Source organism: Sphingomonas eleionomae (genome assembly GCF_049889035.1).
Classification (GTDB): domain Bacteria; phylum Pseudomonadota; class Alphaproteobacteria; order Sphingomonadales; family Sphingomonadaceae; genus Sphingomonas.
In genome coordinates, this window is the sequence record NZ_JBLTWP010000002.1 from 462,449 (window position 1) to 478,529 (window position 16,081).

Annotated in this window: 19 protein-coding genes; 10 read left to right on the plus strand and 9 right to left on the minus strand. The window is 66.5% G+C overall.

Features of this window, described 5'->3' with window-relative positions; translation table 11 throughout:
* Positions 1-36: 36 nt before the first annotated feature.
* Positions 37-1,098, minus strand: coding sequence for a DUF3667 domain-containing protein (locus tag ACNI3Q_RS06435; protein WP_426274993.1), 1,062 nt, complete (start codon positions 1,096-1,098; stop codon positions 37-39).
* Positions 1,099-1,157: 59 nt separating this feature from the next.
* On the opposite strand from ACNI3Q_RS06435, the gene ACNI3Q_RS06440 reads away from it, so the two are divergent.
* The 8 genes from ACNI3Q_RS06440 (at position 1,158) to ACNI3Q_RS06475 (ending at position 7,636) form a co-directional block, all read left to right on the plus strand.
* A complete protein-coding gene (locus tag ACNI3Q_RS06440) occupies positions 1,158-2,441 on the plus strand; it encodes a glutamate-5-semialdehyde dehydrogenase (protein WP_426274995.1) in 1,284 nt (427 codons plus the stop codon).
* A 15-nt stretch (positions 2,442-2,456) separates the two neighbouring features.
* Positions 2,457-3,077 carry a nicotinate-nucleotide adenylyltransferase gene (locus ACNI3Q_RS06445; RefSeq protein WP_426275643.1) on the plus strand — a complete coding sequence of 207 codons (621 nt, stop codon included), beginning with the start codon at positions 2,457-2,459 and terminating at the stop codon, positions 3,075-3,077.
* Positions 3,078-3,085: 8 nt separating this feature from the next.
* Complete coding sequence (gene rsfS / locus ACNI3Q_RS06450) at positions 3,086-3,475, plus strand: ribosome silencing factor (protein WP_426274997.1); 390 nt, start codon at positions 3,086-3,088, stop codon at positions 3,473-3,475.
* 22 nt (positions 3,476-3,497) lie between these two features.
* The gene (locus ACNI3Q_RS06455) at positions 3,498-3,920 is read left to right on the plus strand and encodes a 23S rRNA (pseudouridine(1915)-N(3))-methyltransferase RlmH (protein WP_260020932.1); all 423 of its coding nucleotides are present in this window, start codon (positions 3,498-3,500) and stop codon (positions 3,918-3,920) included.
* On the plus strand, positions 3,920-5,080 hold the full coding sequence (locus ACNI3Q_RS06460) for a murein hydrolase activator EnvC family protein (protein ID WP_426274999.1): 1,161 nt from the start codon (positions 3,920-3,922) through the stop codon (positions 5,078-5,080). The genes ACNI3Q_RS06455 and ACNI3Q_RS06460 overlap by 1 nt, the downstream gene beginning before the upstream one ends.
* Before the next feature lie 42 nt (positions 5,081-5,122).
* The gene (locus ACNI3Q_RS06465; RefSeq protein ID WP_426275001.1) at positions 5,123-5,917 is read left to right on the plus strand and encodes a thymidylate synthase; all 795 of its coding nucleotides are present in this window, start codon (positions 5,123-5,125) and stop codon (positions 5,915-5,917) included.
* Positions 5,914-6,390, plus strand: coding sequence for a dihydrofolate reductase (locus tag ACNI3Q_RS06470; protein WP_426275003.1), 477 nt, complete (start codon positions 5,914-5,916; stop codon positions 6,388-6,390). The genes ACNI3Q_RS06465 and ACNI3Q_RS06470 overlap by 4 nt, the downstream gene beginning before the upstream one ends.
* Before the next feature lie 73 nt (positions 6,391-6,463).
* On the plus strand, positions 6,464-7,636 hold the full coding sequence (locus ACNI3Q_RS06475; RefSeq protein WP_426275005.1) for a dipeptidase: 1,173 nt from the start codon (positions 6,464-6,466) through the stop codon (positions 7,634-7,636).
* Between the two features lie 49 nt (positions 7,637-7,685).
* On the opposite strand, the gene dnaN is transcribed toward ACNI3Q_RS06475, so the two are convergent.
* Entirely contained in the window at positions 7,686-8,798 is a 1,113-nt protein-coding gene (dnaN, locus tag ACNI3Q_RS06480; RefSeq protein WP_426275007.1) for a DNA polymerase III subunit beta, read from the minus strand.
* Positions 8,799-8,959: 161 nt separating this feature from the next.
* The gene (locus ACNI3Q_RS06485; protein WP_426275009.1) at positions 8,960-9,613 is read right to left on the minus strand and encodes an outer membrane protein; all 654 of its coding nucleotides are present in this window, start codon (positions 9,611-9,613) and stop codon (positions 8,960-8,962) included.
* 200 nt (positions 9,614-9,813) lie between these two features.
* Between ACNI3Q_RS06485 and ACNI3Q_RS06490 the strand changes: the two genes are divergently transcribed.
* Positions 9,814-10,299, plus strand: a complete 486-nt coding sequence (locus tag ACNI3Q_RS06490) for an invasion associated locus B family protein (protein WP_426275011.1) — start codon at positions 9,814-9,816, stop codon at positions 10,297-10,299.
* A 51-nt stretch (positions 10,300-10,350) separates the two neighbouring features.
* On the plus strand, positions 10,351-11,559 hold the full coding sequence (rlmN, locus tag ACNI3Q_RS06495; RefSeq protein WP_426275013.1) for a dual-specificity RNA methyltransferase RlmN: 1,209 nt from the start codon (positions 10,351-10,353) through the stop codon (positions 11,557-11,559).
* Positions 11,560-11,612: 53 nt separating this feature from the next.
* Here rlmN and ACNI3Q_RS06500 read toward each other — a convergent pair whose 3' ends face one another.
* The 6 genes from ACNI3Q_RS06500 to ACNI3Q_RS06525 form a co-directional block, all read right to left on the minus strand.
* Positions 11,613-12,353 carry a tetratricopeptide repeat protein gene (locus tag ACNI3Q_RS06500; protein WP_426275015.1) on the minus strand — a complete coding sequence of 247 codons (741 nt, stop codon included), beginning with the start codon at positions 12,351-12,353 and terminating at the stop codon, positions 11,613-11,615.
* Positions 12,350-13,063 (minus strand): alpha/beta hydrolase, encoded by a 714-nt coding sequence (locus ACNI3Q_RS06505; protein ID WP_426275017.1) that lies wholly within the window; start codon positions 13,061-13,063, stop codon positions 12,350-12,352. The genes ACNI3Q_RS06500 and ACNI3Q_RS06505 overlap by 4 nt, the downstream gene beginning before the upstream one ends.
* A gap of 46 nt (positions 13,064-13,109) precedes the next feature.
* Positions 13,110-13,976, minus strand: coding sequence for an alpha/beta fold hydrolase (locus ACNI3Q_RS06510; RefSeq protein WP_426275021.1), 867 nt, complete (start codon positions 13,974-13,976; stop codon positions 13,110-13,112).
* On the minus strand, positions 13,973-14,182 hold the full coding sequence (locus ACNI3Q_RS06515) for a helix-turn-helix transcriptional regulator (protein ID WP_426275023.1): 210 nt from the start codon (positions 14,180-14,182) through the stop codon (positions 13,973-13,975). The genes ACNI3Q_RS06510 and ACNI3Q_RS06515 overlap by 4 nt, the downstream gene beginning before the upstream one ends.
* Positions 14,179-14,592, minus strand: a complete 414-nt coding sequence (locus tag ACNI3Q_RS06520; RefSeq protein ID WP_426275025.1) for a hypothetical protein — start codon at positions 14,590-14,592, stop codon at positions 14,179-14,181. Before ACNI3Q_RS06520 ends, ACNI3Q_RS06515 begins: the two co-directional genes overlap by 4 nt.
* 63 nt (positions 14,593-14,655) lie before the next feature.
* On the minus strand, positions 14,656-16,074 hold the full coding sequence (locus ACNI3Q_RS06525) for a UDP-N-acetylmuramate--L-alanine ligase (RefSeq protein ID WP_426275027.1): 1,419 nt from the start codon (positions 16,072-16,074) through the stop codon (positions 14,656-14,658).
* Positions 16,075-16,081: the final 7 nt, after the last annotated feature.

Consider the following 16,081-nt stretch of genomic DNA (forward strand, 5'->3'; position numbering starts at 1 on the left):
GGGGCTGGCAATGAGTCAAATCCTGCCGCCCCGCCGCTATCCGACCAGCCCCAGGCCGATCACCAGCATCAGGAACAGCGTCAGGATGATCGTAATGAACACCGACAGCATCGCCGTTCGCCACAGCGCGCTGAACCGGGACAGGCGATAGGCGCCGCGCAACTGGCGATAGAGGTGGAAGGGCGGGGCAAGCATGATGACCCAGCCAATCAGGGCCCAAGAGGCACCCAGCCCCTGCGCGATCGTCACCGTGATGAACAGAAGGGACATGAACGAAATGGAATAGGTGACAAAGATCGCATGGTCGTACCCGCGCAGGCCCCGTTTCCATGCGAACAGAATCCAGACGAACGGGATTGACAGCGGGATCAGCAACCAGCTGAATTTATAGGTATTTGCCTGCAGCTTATACAGCATCAGGCCGGGATCGGATCGTGCCTTGGCAATGCCCTTGTCCAGCCGTTTCCACCCCGTCTTGATCGCGCTGTCGCCATCGTCACCGTTGATGACAAAGGCGGGACCCATGTTTTTCAGGATATCCGCCTGGATCTTGAGCTGGTTGACCTTCTGCACCTGAGCGGGTCGTCCGGGCATATCCTGGGGCATGGCGTCCAGCCTGGCCGTTTCCGTGCTGAGCTGCGCGCGGACCTTGCCAAGCTCTTCCTTCATTTCGGCCGACGCCGCCGGGTCCATCTTCACTTCTGTCGGCACCTGGATGCCCATGATCTGGAGCACGGCGAACATGGTGAAGATGGAAAACAGGAACATCGCCATAGGCGAGACGAATCGCGCCCGTTCGCCATCGATATAGCGCCGGGTCAATTCGCCCGGCCGGGTGATCAGCATGGGCAGCGTCGCCCACATCTTGCCTTCGAAATGCAGGACGCCGTGCAGCAGATCGTGCCAGATCGCGCCGATACTGCGATGGACATGGCCGGCCTGCCCACACCGGTGGCAATGCGGCCCGATCAGCGTCGTCCCGCAATTCAGGCACAGCGTGCCCGCATCGCCATGTCCCTCACCGGCGCGCGGTTCCACCGCACGACCCATCAGCGCGCCCGTGGCAAGTTCCCCTGCCGCCTCGATTCCCCCCGTCATGTGCGAAGGGCTATCAATTTTTCCGCTGCAATGCGAGAGAGGGGGCCGGAGAAAAGCCGATGACCGCAACCGTCGAAATCGCCCGCCCCGCTGCCGATCCCAAGGCGTTGATCGAGGGGATGGCCCGCGCCGCCCGCGCCGCATCCGCTGCGCTGGCGGCAATGCCGACGGCTGAAAAGGCCGCTGCACTGCGCGCCTGTGCCGCCGCCATCCGTGCGCATGGTGCGGCGATCATCGCTGCCAATAGCCGCGACATGGACCGCGCCGCCGCCAATGGCCTGTCGCCTGCCATGCTTGATCGGCTGAAGCTGGACGACAAGCGGGTGGAGGGCATGGCGGCAGGGGTCGAGGCTGTGGCGGGCCTGACCGATCCGGTGGGTCGGGTGATCGACCAGTCGACCCGGCCCAACGGGATGCTGCTGAAGCGGGTGCGCGTGCCGATCGGGGTCATCGGCATCATTTATGAAAGCCGCCCCAATGTGACCGCCGACGCCGGCGCGCTGTGCGTCATGGCGGGCAATGCCGCGATCCTGCGGGGCGGATCGGAAGCGATCGAGAGCAACACCGCGATCCATGCCGCGCTGGTCGACGGGCTGGCGGCGGCGGGTGCGCCGGTGGACGCGATCCAGCTGGTTCCCACGACCGACCGTGCGGCGGTGGGCGCGATGCTGGGCGCGGACGGCCTTATCGACCTGATTGTCCCGCGCGGCGGCAAGTCGCTGGTCGCGCGGGTGCAGGCAGAGGCGCGGGTGCCCGTGCTCGCCCATCTGGACGGTATCTGTCACACCTATATCGACGGGTCGGCCGATCCGTCGATGGCGCTGGCCATTGCAGTGAATGCCAAGATGCGCCGGACGGGCATTTGCGGGGCAACCGAAACGCTGCTGATCGACCGGGCATTTGCCAATCCCGCGCCGATCCTGGCCGCGCTGGCCGAGGCGGGTTGCGAACTGCGCGGAGACGATTCGGTGCGCGCCATCGAACCGCGCGTCGTACCGGTCGCCGCCAATGACTGGGACACGGAATATCTGGAACCGATCCTGTCGGTGGCGCTGGTCGATGGCGTCGATGCGGCGATGGCCCATATCGACCGGCATTCCAGTCGGCACACGGACGCGATCATCGCCAGCGATGCCGGTATTGCCAAGCGATTCCTGAACGGCGTCGATTCGGCGATCGTGATGTGGAACGCCTCTACCCAGTTTGCGGATGGCGGCGAGTTCGGGCTGGGCGCGGAAATCGGTATTTCGACCGGCCGCCTGCACGCGCGCGGTCCCGTCGCGCTGGAAGGGCTGACGACGTACAAATGGCAGGTGATCGGCACCGGCCAGGTGCGGCCGTAACCGGGGGCGCGTCGTCTGAAGCGCATCGGCATCCTGGGCGGATCGTTCAATCCCGCCCATCGCGGCCACCGCCATATCTCGCTGGAAGCCATGCGGGCGCTGGGGCTGGACGAGGTGTGGTGGCTGGTATCGCCGGGCAACCCGCTGAAGGACGGGGCATCGGACATGGCGCCGCTCGACCGGCGGCTGGCATCCGCCCGCGCCATGGCCCGGCGCGCGCCCATCCGGGCATCGGCATTGGAGACGCGGCTGGGCACCCGGTACACGCTGGATACCGTGCGCGCGATCCGGCGGCTCTATCCGCGCCACCGCTTCATCTGGCTGATGGGCGCGGACAATCTGGCCCAGTTTCACCGCTGGCGCGGCTGGCGCCGGATCGCGCAGGAGGTTCCGATTGCGGTTCTGACCCGTCCGGGGTATGATGACGATGCTCGCGCGAGTGCCGCGATGAGCTGGCTGCGGCGGTTCGTCCGCCCCGCAGGCCAGGGCAGGAACTGGACGAAGTGGAGATTGCCGGCCCTCGTGCTGCTGCGCTTCCGCCCCGATCCCACCTCGGCGACCCGCATCCGGGCCGTCAACCCCGGCTGGCACAGGCCACCGGGATCCCCAACCCGCCCATCCTTCCCCAGCCGCTAGGAGGTTCCTTGGCAACCCGACCCCAATCCGTGTCCCCATCCAGCCCGCAGGAAGCGGAGGCGTTGCACCAGCTAGTCCTCGCCTCGCTGGACGATGACCAGGCGGTGGAAACCGTTTCCATCCCGCTCGCCGGCAAGTCGAGCATCGCCGATTACATGGTGATCGCATCGGGCAAGTCGACGCGGCAGGTGGCATCCATGGCGACCAAGCTGGCGGAAAAGATCAAGGCGCAGTGCGGCCGCACGGCGCGGGTCGAGGGGCTGGCAACGGCCGACTGGGTGCTGATCGATGCGGGCGACGTGATCGTCCACCTGTTCCGCCCGGAAGTACGCAGTTTCTATAATCTCGAGCGGATGTGGTCGTTCGGCGATACGCCGGCGGCCGGCGGCGCCGCCTGATTCCGCCCGCCCGACCCGGCTGATGCTGCTGCACATCGTCGCGCGCGGGCGCATCGGCCGGGGGGCGGAGGCGGAGCTGGTCGACCGCTATCTGAAACGGGTCAGCTGGCCCGTCCGCATCACCGAATTGCCCGATCAGGGCGGGCGCATCCCGCCCATCGAGCCGGGAACCCGTCTGGTCCTGCTCGATGAAAAGGGGCGCGACCTGCCGTCCGTCGATCTGGCGGCGACGCTGGGCCGCTGGCGCGACGATGGCGTGCGCGAGGCGCGGTTCATGATCGGCGCTGCCGACGGGTTTGACGATGCTGAGCGAAAATCGGCGGACCTGCTGCTGTCCTTTGGCCGCCTGACCTGGCCGCATATGCTGGCCCGCGCGATGCTGGCCGAACAATTGTGGCGATCGGTCAGCATCCTGTCCGGCCATCCCTATCATCGGGAGGGGTGATGGCAGCCCGGCCGATCCTCGCCCTGATCGCGCTGGCCACGCTGGGTGCTGCGCCAGCGGCCGACATTGCCCGCCAGCGCGCCGCCCTGGCCGAGGCGCGGCAGGCCAGCGCCGCTGCGGCCGAGCGTGCGCGGGCGCTGGAACAGCAGGCGGCCGATGCCGGCGATGCGGCGATCCGTGCCGGACAGGCGCGGGCGGCACTGGTCGCCCGGATTGCGGAAGCGGAGGCCGAACTGACGGCCGCGCGGGCGCGTGTCGCCCTGGCCGCGCGGCTGCTTGGCGAACAGCGCCGTCGATTGGTGGAGCGGCAACAGGGGATCGTGCGGCTGATCGCGGCGATCCAGTCACTGGCCCGCCGGCCCGCCGCGCTCGCGCTGGCCCGGCCGGGCAGTACCGACGATATCGTCCATGCCCGGGCCGTGCTGGGCACGCTGGTCCCCGTGATCCGCCAGCGCACGGCAGCCATCCGTCGGGAAATTGCCGGATCGCAGCGGCTGCGCGCGGCGGCGAGCCAGTCGGTCGATGCCCTGTCCCGGTCCCGCGCGACGCTCGAGACACGGCGGATCGAACTGGCCCGCCTCGAATCGACCGAGCGGCTGCGCGCCGAACGACTGGGTCGGGTGGCGCTGGGCGAAAGCGACCGGGCCATCGCGCTGGGTGAACGGGCACGCGACCTGATCGACCAGATGGCGGAGGGGGACCGCGCACAGGCAGTGCTGGGCGACCTGATGGCGTTGCCCGATCCGCTGCCCCGGCCGGGCAAGAGCGGGGCGACGGCGGCGGTACGCGGCACGGCGCCGGGTTACCGCGTGCCTGCGATGGGCCGGGTCGTTGCCGGCTATGGCGGCGTCACTTCTGCCGGGGTGCGCGCGCGGGGCACGACGCTGGCAGCAGCGCCCCTGGCGGTGGTTGTCGCCCCGGCACAGGGTCAGGTGATCCATGCAGCTTCATTCCGCAGCTATGGCGGGGTCGTCATCGTCGATCACGGCGCTGGCTGGACCACCCTGATTTCCGGCCTGGATACGATCAGCGTCCGGACGGGGCAGCAGGTGGCGGCGGGCCAGCCGCTTGGTCGCATGGCGGCCAGCGGCACGCCGGAACTGACCGTTGAACTGCGCCGACGCGGCCGTCCCGTCGACTGGCTGTCGCTGATCGACTGAGGGCCCTTGGCGGGGGGCGCGCCGCCCGCTACGCCTTGGGCCATGCCTCCCTATCTCGAACTCATGCAGCGCGCGCTCGACCACGGGGTGGAACAGCGCGATCGCACCGGCGTCGGCACGCTCAGCGTGTTCGGCCATCAGATGCGCTTTGATCTGGCCAAGGGCTTTCCGGTGCTGACGACGAAAAAGCTGCATCTGCGATCGATCATCATCGAACTGCTCTGGTTCCTGCGCGGCGACACCAATGTGCGCTGGTTGCAGGATCGCAAGGTCAGCATCTGGGACGAATGGGCCAATGCGGCGGGCGACCTAGGCCCCGTGTACGGCAAGCAATGGCGGCACTGGGAAACGCCCGATGGTCGCACGATCGACCAGATCGCCGATCTGGTGCAGCAGATCCGCACTCAACCCGCCAGCCGCCGCCAGATCGTGTCTGCGTGGAACCCCGGCGAACTGCACCGCATGGCGCTGGCACCGTGCCATTGCCTGTTCCAGACCCATGTGGCGAACGGCAAGCTGTCGCTGCTGCTGTATCAGCGGTCGGCCGATATCTTTCTGGGCGTGCCGTTCAACATCGCCAGCTATGCGCTGCTGACGCACATCCTTGCCCAGCAATGCGATCTGGAGGTTGGGGAATTCATCTGGACCGGTGGCGATTGCCACCTCTACCTGAACCACCTCGATCAGGCGCGCGAACAGCTGTCGCGCACGCCCGGCCCGCTGCCCCGGCTTGAAATCCTGCGCCGCCCGGACAGCATCGACGGGTATGACTATGAGGATTTCGTGATCCACGATTATGTGGCGCAGCCGCATATCAAGGCACCGGTGGCGGTATGATGACGCTTTACCTTGCCCGGGCGACCAATGGCGTGATCGGCCGCGACGGCGATCTGCCCTGGCGGCTGCCCGCCGATCTGAAGCGGTTCAAGGCGCTGACCATGGGCAAGCCGATGGTGATGGGCCGCAAGACGTTCGAAAGCTTCCCCAGCCCACTGCCCGGCCGCCGCCATATCGTGCTGACCCGCGATGCGAACTGGTCCGCTGCCGGAGCCGAGGTGGTGCACAGTGTCGATGCCGCGGTGGCACTGGCGGGCGATGTTCCCGACGTGGCGATCATTGGCGGGGCAGAGGTTTTTGCCCTGTTCATGCCCATGGCCGACCGGATCGAACTGACCGAGGTTCATGCCGAGCCGGAGGGGGACGCCAGCGTTCCCGCCTTTGGCCCGGAATGGCGGGAGGCGGCGCGGGAGGACCATGCCGCCGAGGGGGATCGCCCAGCGTTCAGTTTCGTGACGCTCGTTCGCGGGTAAGCGCCGTTCGCCTTGGACCATCGCCGGGAACCGCGTTAGCATCGCGCGGGAAAAACGGGATGAGGAGGGGGCGATGATCCGCAAGCTGCTGCTGGGTGTGCTGGCCCTTGTCCTGATCGCTGCCACCGCCTTTTTCACCCTGGCCCCCGGCATCGCCGAGCGGGGGATGAACCGTGTCGTTGCCGGCCAACGGCCTGAAATCACGCCCGCTGCCCGCGCGCTGCACCGCCGGCTGGCGGTGGCAGATCTGCATGGCGATACCCTGTTGTGGAAACGCAGCCTGCTCAACCGCTCTGACCGCGGGCAGGTCGATCTGCCCCGGCTGCGTGCTGGCAATGTCGCGCTTCAGGTGTTCTCCAGCGTCACCAAGACCCCGAAAAATCAGAATTACGCCGCCAATACGGGCGAAACGGACAACATCACCCTGCTCGCCATCGGGCAGATGCAGCCGCCGCGCACCTGGGGTTCGTTGCTGGAACGATCGCTGTTCCACGCCGAAAAGCTGCGCGCGGCAGAGGCCGGATCAGCCGGCGCGTTGCGGGTCATCGACAGCCCGGCGGCGCTGGACGGCCTGGTCGCCGATCGCCGTCGCGGGGTAAAGGTGACCGGCGCCTTGCTGTCGGTCGAGGGGCTGCACAATCTGGAGGGGCGGCTGGACAATGTGGACCGGCTGTATGCCGCCGGATTTCGCATGGCCGGCCTGGTGCATTTTTTCGACAATGAAGTCGCCGGGTCGATGCACGGGGTGGCCAGGGGCGGGCTGACCCCGCTGGGGCGACAGGTGATCCGGCGGATGGAGGCGCGCGGCATGATCGTCGATATCGCCCATGCCAGCCATCAGTCGGTGGCCGAAATCCTGGCCATGGTCCGCCGGCCTGTCCTGTCCAGCCATGGCGGTGTTCAGGCGGTTTGCCGGGAAAACCGCAATCTGACCGATGATGAGATCCGCGGCGTTGCCCGCACCGGCGGGGTGGTCGGCATCGGTTATTGGGACGGCGCGGTCTGTTCCGTGGACGTATCGGCGATCATCCAGTCGATCCTGCACGTCCGCGATGTTGCCGGCATCGACCATGTCGGACTGGGATCGGATTTCGACGGCGCAGTGACCACCGGGTTCGATACCGGCGAACTGGTCCTGATCACGCAAGGGTTGATCGATGCCGGCCTGTCCGAACGCGATATCGCAAAGGTGATGGGTGGCAATGTGCTGCGCGTGCTGCGGGCAGGGATTGCGCCGCTGCCCTAGCGGATGACGGATGTGCCGGATGCGGACGGGCTGGCCCGCCCGGTTCCGGTCAGACCCGCATCGGCATCAGGACGTAGAGCGCGGCCGATTTGTCGTTTTCGCGGATCAGTGTGGGCGCCCCGGCATCGGCCAGATGCACCTCGATCGCATCGCCTTCGACCTGGCTCAGAATGTCGAGCAGATATTTGGCGTTGAACCCGATTTCGAATCCCATGGCGGCATAGTCGCCGGGCACTTCCTCGGCAGCGGTGCCGTGTTCCGGGCTGGTGACGGACAGCGTGACCTTGTCCCGGTCCAGCGCCAGCTTGACGGGCCGCGCCTTTTCCGTGGCGATGGTCGACACGCGGTCGACGCCGGCCATCAGGCTTTTCGGATCGATCTTGAGGAGCTTATCATTCGCGGTCGGGATGACGCGGCTGTAATCCGGGAAGGTGCCGTCGATCAGCTTGGACGTCAGGATCGCCTGTCCCAGGTCAAAGCGGATCTTGGACGTGGACAGCGAAACGCCGACCGATCCGTCCACTTCGTCCAGCAGCTTGCGCAGTTCGTTCACGCATTTGCGCGGCACGATCACGCCGGGCATTTCCTCTGCGCCATCGGGGCGCGGCACGGTGACGCGGGCCAGCCGGTGGCCGTCGGTCGCCGCGGCCTTCAGCACCGGCTGCGCCTCATCCGTCACGTGCAGGAAGATGCCGTTCAGATAATAGCGCGTTTCCTCGGTAGAGATCGCAAAACGGGTCTTGTCGATGATCTGCTTGAGCGTGGCGACGGGCAGTTCGAACTGGACCGGCAATTCGCCCTCGGCAATCACCGGGAAATCGTCGCGCGGCAGCGTCTGCAGGCTGAACCGGGCGCGGCCGGCCGTCACGGTCAGTCGGCCGTCGCCGGCGGCCAGTTGCACCTGCGCGCCCTCCGGCAGCTTGCGGGCGATGTCGAACAGCATGTGCGCGGGCACCGTGATCGCGCCCGACGTTTCGATATCGGCCTTCAGCGTCTCGTCCACCTGCAGGTCGAGGTCGGTGGCCATCAGGCGGATGACACCGTCGCCGGTGGCGTCGATGAGGACGTTGGACAGGATGGGAATGGTGTTCCGCCGCTCCACCACCGAATGGACATGGCTCAGCCCCTTGAGAAGCGTCGCGCGTTCGATCGTGGCCTTCATGTCCGTTCTATCCCCCGGGGCTTCTCGCCCTGTTTTCCGATGCCGTTCCGAGTGGACTGGATTCGGTTAACAGCTGGTAATACCGCCTCATCCTTAACGGCAAAAAGGGCCGGGGCAAGCGGCCCCGACCCTTTCCCGCCTGATTTGGCGATGCTTGCCGATCAGAAGCGCAGACCGACGCCCGCGACAACCTGATGCCGGTCGGTATCGACATCGAAATTGCCGATCGTGCCGCCTTCGTTGAACTCCAGGCGGGCATCGCCATAGTTGGAATAGCGATATTCGACCTTGGCAAAGGTGTTGGTGCCGATGGCCTGCTCAACGCCGGCGCCCAGACGATAACCGTCCAGCTTGAAGTTGCGGCCGACCTCGGTCACGCCGTCGCTGGCCGTCGCGTCCAGACGGGCATTGGTATAACCGGCCTTCGCATAGACAAGGGTCGACGGTGTGGCGAGGATACCGGCGCGGGCGCCGACATACAGGTCACGACCGGTCTTCACCTGGCCATAGCCGAAATAGTTCGGATCGGTGTTGTTGTTGTCGACGCTGGCGGTCGAATCGCCGATTTCCGCTTCGGCACCGATCACGGCGCCACCGATCTGGTAATCATAGCCCAGCTCGGCGCTGTACTGGAAACCGTCGATCGACTGATCGTCGCCATCGATGTCCGAATCCTCGGTGCTGCCCGAACGCACATTGTCATAGCCGCCGAGCACGGCGATCCGTCCGCCCGTCCAGTTGGGCGCGGTATCCTGCGCCATGGCCGGCGTTGCGATCGTGGCGGCGCCAAGCGCCAAAAGGGTAAGGGTACGCATAACAACTCCTACTCAAAAACTCCGCTGCAAGAGCGCGGAGAGGCGGGTTAAGCGCAGGGCGACGCTGTCAGTTGCATGAACCGCACGTAAACGCCGATTAACCGTTGCAATTTCGCCACAGGGGCTTGAAACCATGGGGTATGAAAACAACCCGCTGGCCATTGCACGGGCGCGTCGGGACCGGCGTCTCCGGGAAATGCGTGGCTTTTTCCGCGCTGGTACTGGTCGGCCTGCTGGTCGCAGTGGACCCGGCGACTGCCCGGAATGTGATCGGCGTTTATGGCGCATGGGGTGCATTTTCCGACGCGATGCCCCGGCGATGCTATGCGATGGCACGTCCGCTGGATCGGGGCGGAGCGGCATTTGCGGCGATCGCCAACTGGCCGGGCGAGCGAATCAGGCATCAGTTGCACCTGCGATTGAGCCGCCCGCGCAGCGAGCGCGCACCCGTGACGCTGGCCGTCGGGGAACGGCGTTTCGTACTGATGGCCGGGCCATCGGACGCGTGGTCGCCCGATGCAGCAACCGATCAGGCGATCGTCACCGCAATGCGATCGGCCCGGTCGATGACGGTCGAAACCATCGCCGCCAATGGCCGGCCATTTGTCGACAGCTATGCCCTTAACGGGGCGGCGGCGGCCATCGATGCGGCCCGGCTTGGCTGCGGCACCGCCCCCCGACGCTGACGATAGGTCACGCAACTGGCATTCGGGCGCCAAATCGCCTATGTGGCGGTCATGCTCGACACCGTATCGCCGTCCATGCCCATTCCGGGGCATATCGACCCCGTGCCCGTCCCCCGCGCCCCTGCCGCGCGGACGGACGGCCGCATCGACCTGGTCGGGCAGTCGCGCGATGCGATCCGCGCCGCGCTGGAAGCTGCCGGGCTGGAGCCGAAGCAGGCCAAATTGCGCGCCAAGCAGATCTGGCACTGGATTTACAATCGCGGCGCGACCGCCTTTGATCAGATGACCGACATCGCCAAGGCGCAGCACCCATGGCTGGCCGAACGCTTCGTGATCGCCCGGCCAGAGGTGGTGGAGGCGCAGGTCTCGTCCGACGGCACGCGCAAATGGCTGCTGCGGTCGGATGACGGGCAGGATTACGAGATGGTATTCATCCCCGATGCCGATCGGGGGACGCTGTGCGTGTCGAGCCAGGTCGGCTGCACGCTCAACTGCCGGTTCTGCCATACCGGAACCATGCGGCTGGTCCGCAACCTGACCGCCAGCGAGATTGTCGGGCAGGTGATGCTGGCGCGCGATGCGCTGGGCGAATGGCCGAGCCAGCCCGAGGGGCGGATGCTGACCAACATCGTGATGATGGGCATGGGCGAGCCGCTGTATAATTTCGACAATGTCCGCGATGCGCTCCATATCGTCATGGATGGCGACGGCCTTGCCCTGTCCAAGCGGCGCATCACCCTGTCGACCAGCGGCGTCGTGCCGATGATGGCGCGGGCGGGCGAGGAAATCGGCGTGAACCTGGCGGTTTCGCTGCACGCCGTGACCAAGGAGGTGCGCGACGAAATCGTGCCGCTGAACCGCAAGTTCGGGATCGAGGAACTGCTTCAGGCGTGTGCCGATTATCCGGGCGCCAACAATGCCCGCCGCATCACGTTCGAATATGTGATGCTGAAGGACAAGAATGACAGCGACGCCGATGCGCGCGAACTGGTTCGCCTGATCCGCAAATATCGCCTGCCGGCCAAGGTTAACCTGATCCCGTTTAACCCCTGGCCCGGCGCGCCTTACGAATGTTCGACCCCGGAGCGGATCCGCGCGTTTTCGAACATTATTTTCGAGGCAGGGATTTCCGCCCCCACGCGCACCCCGCGCGGCCGCGACATCGATGCGGCGTGCGGGCAGCTGAAGACCGCGGCGGAAAAGAAGAGCCGGGCGGAACTTGATCGGCTGGCCGAGGAAAAGCAGGCCGCGCTGGGGTAAATGCCGCGCGCGTTGATCGTCGCGCCGTTACCCCCGCATGACCGGAAGCGGGATTATGGCTGCGCTTCGAACTGCGACAGCGCCTTTGTCGCAGCATCGCCGGCCGGTTTCCCGCTGCCCAGCGTTGCGGCGGCGGTCCAGGCGGCCTTGGCCTTTTCCTCATCGCCGGTAACCGCCCAGATATTGCCAGCCTCCAGCTGAACCGAGGCGTCGTCCGGTGCCAGTTCCAGGGCCTTGTTGATGTGCTGCACCGCCATCGGCATTTCGCGCAGCCGCCGCGCGAGCGTTGCCGACAACAGCCATGCCAGCGGATCGCGGTCGGCCAGCTTCAATGCCTGATCAAGGTCCGCCCGCGCGCTTTCCGGTTCGCCCTGCGCCACCCGGATCCGCGCCCGGTCCAGATACGCCTCGCCAAGCGCCGACCCGTTCAGCAGGCCGCCCGCGAGTGCCGCATCGATCGCCGATCGCGCGCGGCCAAGATCGCCAGCGGCGGCCCACGCATTGGCGGCCTGGGTCCAGTAATTGCCGGTCAGCCGCTCCTGCGCCACTTCGGCGGCACGGGCTGCGCTTTCAAAGGTTTCGGCCGCGCCCCGATAATTGCCGCGATTGCTGTACGCCATGCCCAGGCATTGCTGCGCCAGGTAGCCGCCGCCCGCCAGCCGCCAGTCCACCGCTTCCTTTTCGGCGGCATCGGGTTGTTCAGTGGCCAGGTCCAGGCAGCGGTCATACCGCGCGCGATCCTCTGCGCTGGGCGTCGCGGCGGCCTGAATGGCAATCAGCAGGGGCAGGATCATCGGGGCGTGCTCACATCCTCGATCGCGCGGCAGATCATCGCGATGTCGCTGTCGCCGGACAGCCGGTGGTCGCCGTTCTTGATCAGCCAGGTCTGCACCTCGGCTGAACGCAGTTGCCCGGCCAGATGCACGGCCCGTTCCCATGGCACATCGGGATCCGCCTGCCCCTGCAGGATGCGGACCGGGCAATCGATGGAAATGGTGCCATGGGTGATCCGGTTCGCCTCACCCGAGGACCAGAAGGCGCGGGTAAACACCGTGGGTTGCGGCGAATAGGTCGACGGCCGTTCGACGCGCCCTTCCTGAAGCAGCTTCAGCTTTTCGTCCTGCGAAAAGCCCCAGTCGGTAAAATCCGGTGCGGGCGCGATCAGGACCATACCCGCCACCCGGTCTGCCCGTTCGCGTGCGGCAAGCAGCGCCAGCCACCCGCCCATCGACGATCCGACCAGGATCACCGGGCCGGTCGCCACCCGGTCGATCATCATCAGCACGTCGTCGCGCCAGTCGGCCAGGGTGAAATCCTCGAACGCGCCCTCGCTTGCGCCGCAGCCCCGATAATCGAACCGCAGCACCGCCTGACCCCGCGCCATCGCCCATCGTTCGATGGCGACCGCCTTGGCCCCGGTCATGTCGCTGGCATAGCCGGGCAGAAAGACGATGGTCGGGCCGGTGCCCGGGCGGTGGAAAAAGGCGATGCGTGCGTCGGTCATGGGCCAGCGATGCGGGGTCGCGCCGGGCGGCGCAACCCCTGTTCGTTCACTTGGTCAGGAATGCCTGCAGCTCGCGCGAAAAGGCCGCGGGCTGATCGAGCATGATGAAGTGCCAACTGTCCGCCACGGGCACAAGCCGGGCGGGCGATCCGGCATATTCGCGTTCCCACAGCGTCTTGGCCATCGGTCCCGCCCCGGTTGCGTACAGCACGGTGAAGGGCGCCGTGATCGCGGACAGGCGGGGACGCATGTCGAGCACGATATCCTCGTACGTCGCCTGAGCCACGACCCGCGGGTCGGCCATGCGCGACCAGTTCGCGACCTGAATCCGGCCGGCGGGGGTGATGGACCAGATGCCGCCCGGATCGCTGGTCACCGGGGTGGAGGCGGCGGGCATCGCCCCGGCGGTAATGGCGGCGCGCACGCGCTGCGCCTGTCCCTCTGCCGTCGCCGCGTCGGATGCGCCGAAAAGCACGCCGAAAAAGGGCAGGGTGTCGACCGCCATGATCCGGCCCGGCAACGCGGGATGATCCGCCGCCAGCTTCATCGCGACAAGGCCGCCCAGCGAATGGCCGATCACCGCCGGCTTGTTCAGCTTTTCGCGGGCAGCATAGGTGGCAAGGTCGGTGACGATGCCGTCGATAATGCCGGGGGACAGGTTCTTGCCCGGATCGTCATTGGCAAATCCGTTCACCTGAACCAGCAGGACGCGGTGCGTCTTTGCCAGGTCGGGGGCAACGCCGTCCCATACGGCGCGGGGGCTGGCCATGCCGGGGATCAGGATGACCGGATCCCCCGTACCCATGCTGGTGATCGAGATATGGTCCATGCGGATTTCGGGCGTGGCAGGCTGGGCCATGGCATGGCCGGACAGCAATGCGACGAGCATCAGGGTGATGAGGTGGCGGATCATTGGGCGTCCTCCCTGGACGGATTGGCGAAAATCGATTCGATCGGCAGGTCGAACAGATCGGAAATCCTGAAGGCGAGCGGGAGCGAGGGGTCGTAGCGGCCGGTTTCGATGGCGTTCACGCTCTGGCGCGACACCTCCAGCCGTTCCGCAAGATCCTGCTGGCTCCAGCCGCGTTCGGCGCGCAGCACGCGGAGGCGATTCTTCATGCCTCGCCGCCCGCCCGCTCGCGCAGGGCCAGGACGCACTGGGTGATGCCCCAGCCTGCGCACCACAGGACGAACGCCCAATAGGCGGGCAGGTGCGGCAGGACGCCGCCATCTTCCAGAAAGCCCCAGACCGTCGTCACCGCCAGCATCAGGCCGGTGCCGCCAAGCATCGCAGTGACCATCGTCTGGCGGACATATTCGTCCGTGGTTTCGACGATCAGCCGCCCGATCACCCAGAGTAGGATGACGATGGGGAGGGCGGGCAGCACCGACAGCAGGACAAGAGCCGCGCCCTGGGGGTCCCATTGCCGGATGGCCCAGTTGGCGAAGAACAGGGCGGCCATATAGGTGGCCATGGTCGGCATGAAGCGGCGCAAATAGCGGCGCGTGGCGGCTGGCACTTGGCTCATGTGGAAACCTCCCTTTCCGAATCGACAAGGGAACTTTACATTTGGCCAGCGCGCTATGTCAAGTCAGCTTTCCATATTGGAAAGCCTGCTGTCCAGCCTGACGACCATGTCTGCTGCCATCAGGCTGAGCGTGTCGTCGCGCGCGCCCATCACCACGATGCGGTCCCCCGACCGGGCGAGGGCGACCAGCGTCGCGGCGGCATCGTCGCGGAGGGGAACGTGGCGGGCGTCGCGGCCCTGCGCCGATATGTCCGCCACGATATCGGCACTGGTGACGTCGCGCGACACGGTGCCGCCCTGATAGACGGGGTCGGGCAGGACGAGTACATCGTCCGGCGACAGCCGGTCGGCGAACATGGCGACCAGTTCGGCGCGCATCACCCGCAGCGGGCCATAGCCATGCGGCTGGAACAGGACGAGCAGGCGGCCGGGAAAGGCGTGCAGCGTGTCGAGCGTCGCGGCGATCTTTTCCGGGTTGTGCCCGAAATCGTCGATCACGGTCACGCCGCCTGCGTCACCCACCCGGTCGAACCGGCGGCGAAGGCCGGTAAAGCCCTGAATGGCCGCAATCCCCTCTGCCAGCGGCACCCCGGCGGCCAGTGTCGCGCCCAATGCCGCCAGGGCATTGGCGATGTTGTGGCGGCCCGGAACGGACAGGGTGACGCGGCCCTCCATCTGCCCGGCAGCCGCAAGATCGAAGGCGATGGCAAAGGGCTGTTCGGCGAGGTTCCGTGCAGACAGGTCAGCCTCGCCCTCGACGGAAAAGGTCAGGTCCGCTGCGGGTGCGCGGGCGTCGAGCAATGCCATGGCCTCTGCATCATCGGCATTGACCACGGCGGTGCCCGCCCCGGCGATGAAATCCCCGAACAGGATGCGCAGTTCCTCCATCGACTTGTGGTCATGGCTGACATTGTTGAGCACCGCGATATCGGGGCGATAAAGGGCGATGGAGCCGTCGCTTTCGTCCACTTCGGTGACAAAGGGGTCGCCCGGCCCAACAAGGGCACTGGCAAAGGGGGCGTCTGCGGTGGCGAAATTCTTCATCACCGCACCATTCATTACCGTCGGATCGCGCCCGGTGGTGTGCAGGATATGGGCGATCATGCCGGTGACGGTCGATTTGCCGCTGGTGCCCGCCACCCCGATGCGAAGGCGGCTGTCGTTGAACAACCGGCTGAGCAGTTCGGCGCGGGTCATCCGGGCACAGCCGAGTTCAGCGGCGCGCACCATGTCGGGCACGATTGCCTCGACTGCGGCAGAGGCGATCACGACCTGATCCGGCGAGACGATCCCGCTGCCATCCTGTGGGTGGAGTGCGATGCCCAGGGCGCGCAGGGCATCGAACTTGGCAGGCACGCGGCCGGCATCCAGCCCCCGGTCCGATCCCGCCACCGTCGCGCCGCGCCCGGCCAGGATCATCGCGAGCGGCATCATCCCGCTGCCGCCGATGCCGACCAGATAGTATGATTTGCCGTTATCCATGGCGCCG

Excerpts from the sequence above, each read along its gene's own strand:
- dnaN (WP_426275007.1), bottom strand. The coding sequence starts at position 8,798 with ATGAAGGCCACGATCGAACGCGCGACGCTTCTCAAGGGGCTGAGCCAT.
- ACNI3Q_RS06470 (WP_426275003.1), top strand. The coding sequence starts at position 5,914 with ATGATGACGCTTTACCTTGCCCGGGCGACCAATGGCGTGATCGGCCGC.
- ACNI3Q_RS06515 (WP_426275023.1), bottom strand. The coding sequence starts at position 14,182 with ATGAAGAATCGCCTCCGCGTGCTGCGCGCCGAACGCGGCTGGAGCCAG.
- ACNI3Q_RS06440 (WP_426274995.1), top strand. The coding sequence starts at position 1,158 with ATGACCGCAACCGTCGAAATCGCCCGCCCCGCTGCCGATCCCAAGGCG.
- ACNI3Q_RS06505 (WP_426275017.1), bottom strand. The coding sequence starts at position 13,063 with ATGACCGACGCACGCATCGCCTTTTTCCACCGCCCGGGCACCGGCCCG.
- ACNI3Q_RS06510 (WP_426275021.1), bottom strand. The coding sequence starts at position 13,976 with ATGATCCGCCACCTCATCACCCTGATGCTCGTCGCATTGCTGTCCGGC.
- ACNI3Q_RS06525 (WP_426275027.1), bottom strand. The coding sequence starts at position 16,074 with ATGGATAACGGCAAATCATACTATCTGGTCGGCATCGGCGGCAGCGGG.
- rlmN (WP_426275013.1), top strand. The coding sequence starts at position 10,351 with ATGCTCGACACCGTATCGCCGTCCATGCCCATTCCGGGGCATATCGAC.
- ACNI3Q_RS06460 (WP_426274999.1), top strand. The coding sequence starts at position 3,920 with ATGGCAGCCCGGCCGATCCTCGCCCTGATCGCGCTGGCCACGCTGGGT.
- ACNI3Q_RS06485 (WP_426275009.1), bottom strand. The coding sequence starts at position 9,613 with ATGCGTACCCTTACCCTTTTGGCGCTTGGCGCCGCCACGATCGCAACG.
- ACNI3Q_RS06500 (WP_426275015.1), bottom strand. The coding sequence starts at position 12,353 with ATGATCCTGCCCCTGCTGATTGCCATTCAGGCCGCCGCGACGCCCAGC.
- ACNI3Q_RS06455 (WP_260020932.1), top strand. The coding sequence starts at position 3,498 with ATGCTGCTGCACATCGTCGCGCGCGGGCGCATCGGCCGGGGGGCGGAG.
- ACNI3Q_RS06475 (WP_426275005.1), top strand. The coding sequence starts at position 6,464 with ATGATCCGCAAGCTGCTGCTGGGTGTGCTGGCCCTTGTCCTGATCGCT.
- ACNI3Q_RS06520 (WP_426275025.1), bottom strand. The coding sequence starts at position 14,592 with ATGAGCCAAGTGCCAGCCGCCACGCGCCGCTATTTGCGCCGCTTCATG.
- ACNI3Q_RS06465 (WP_426275001.1), top strand. The coding sequence starts at position 5,123 with ATGCCTCCCTATCTCGAACTCATGCAGCGCGCGCTCGACCACGGGGTG.
- ACNI3Q_RS06435 (WP_426274993.1), bottom strand. The coding sequence starts at position 1,098 with ATGACGGGGGGAATCGAGGCGGCAGGGGAACTTGCCACGGGCGCGCTG.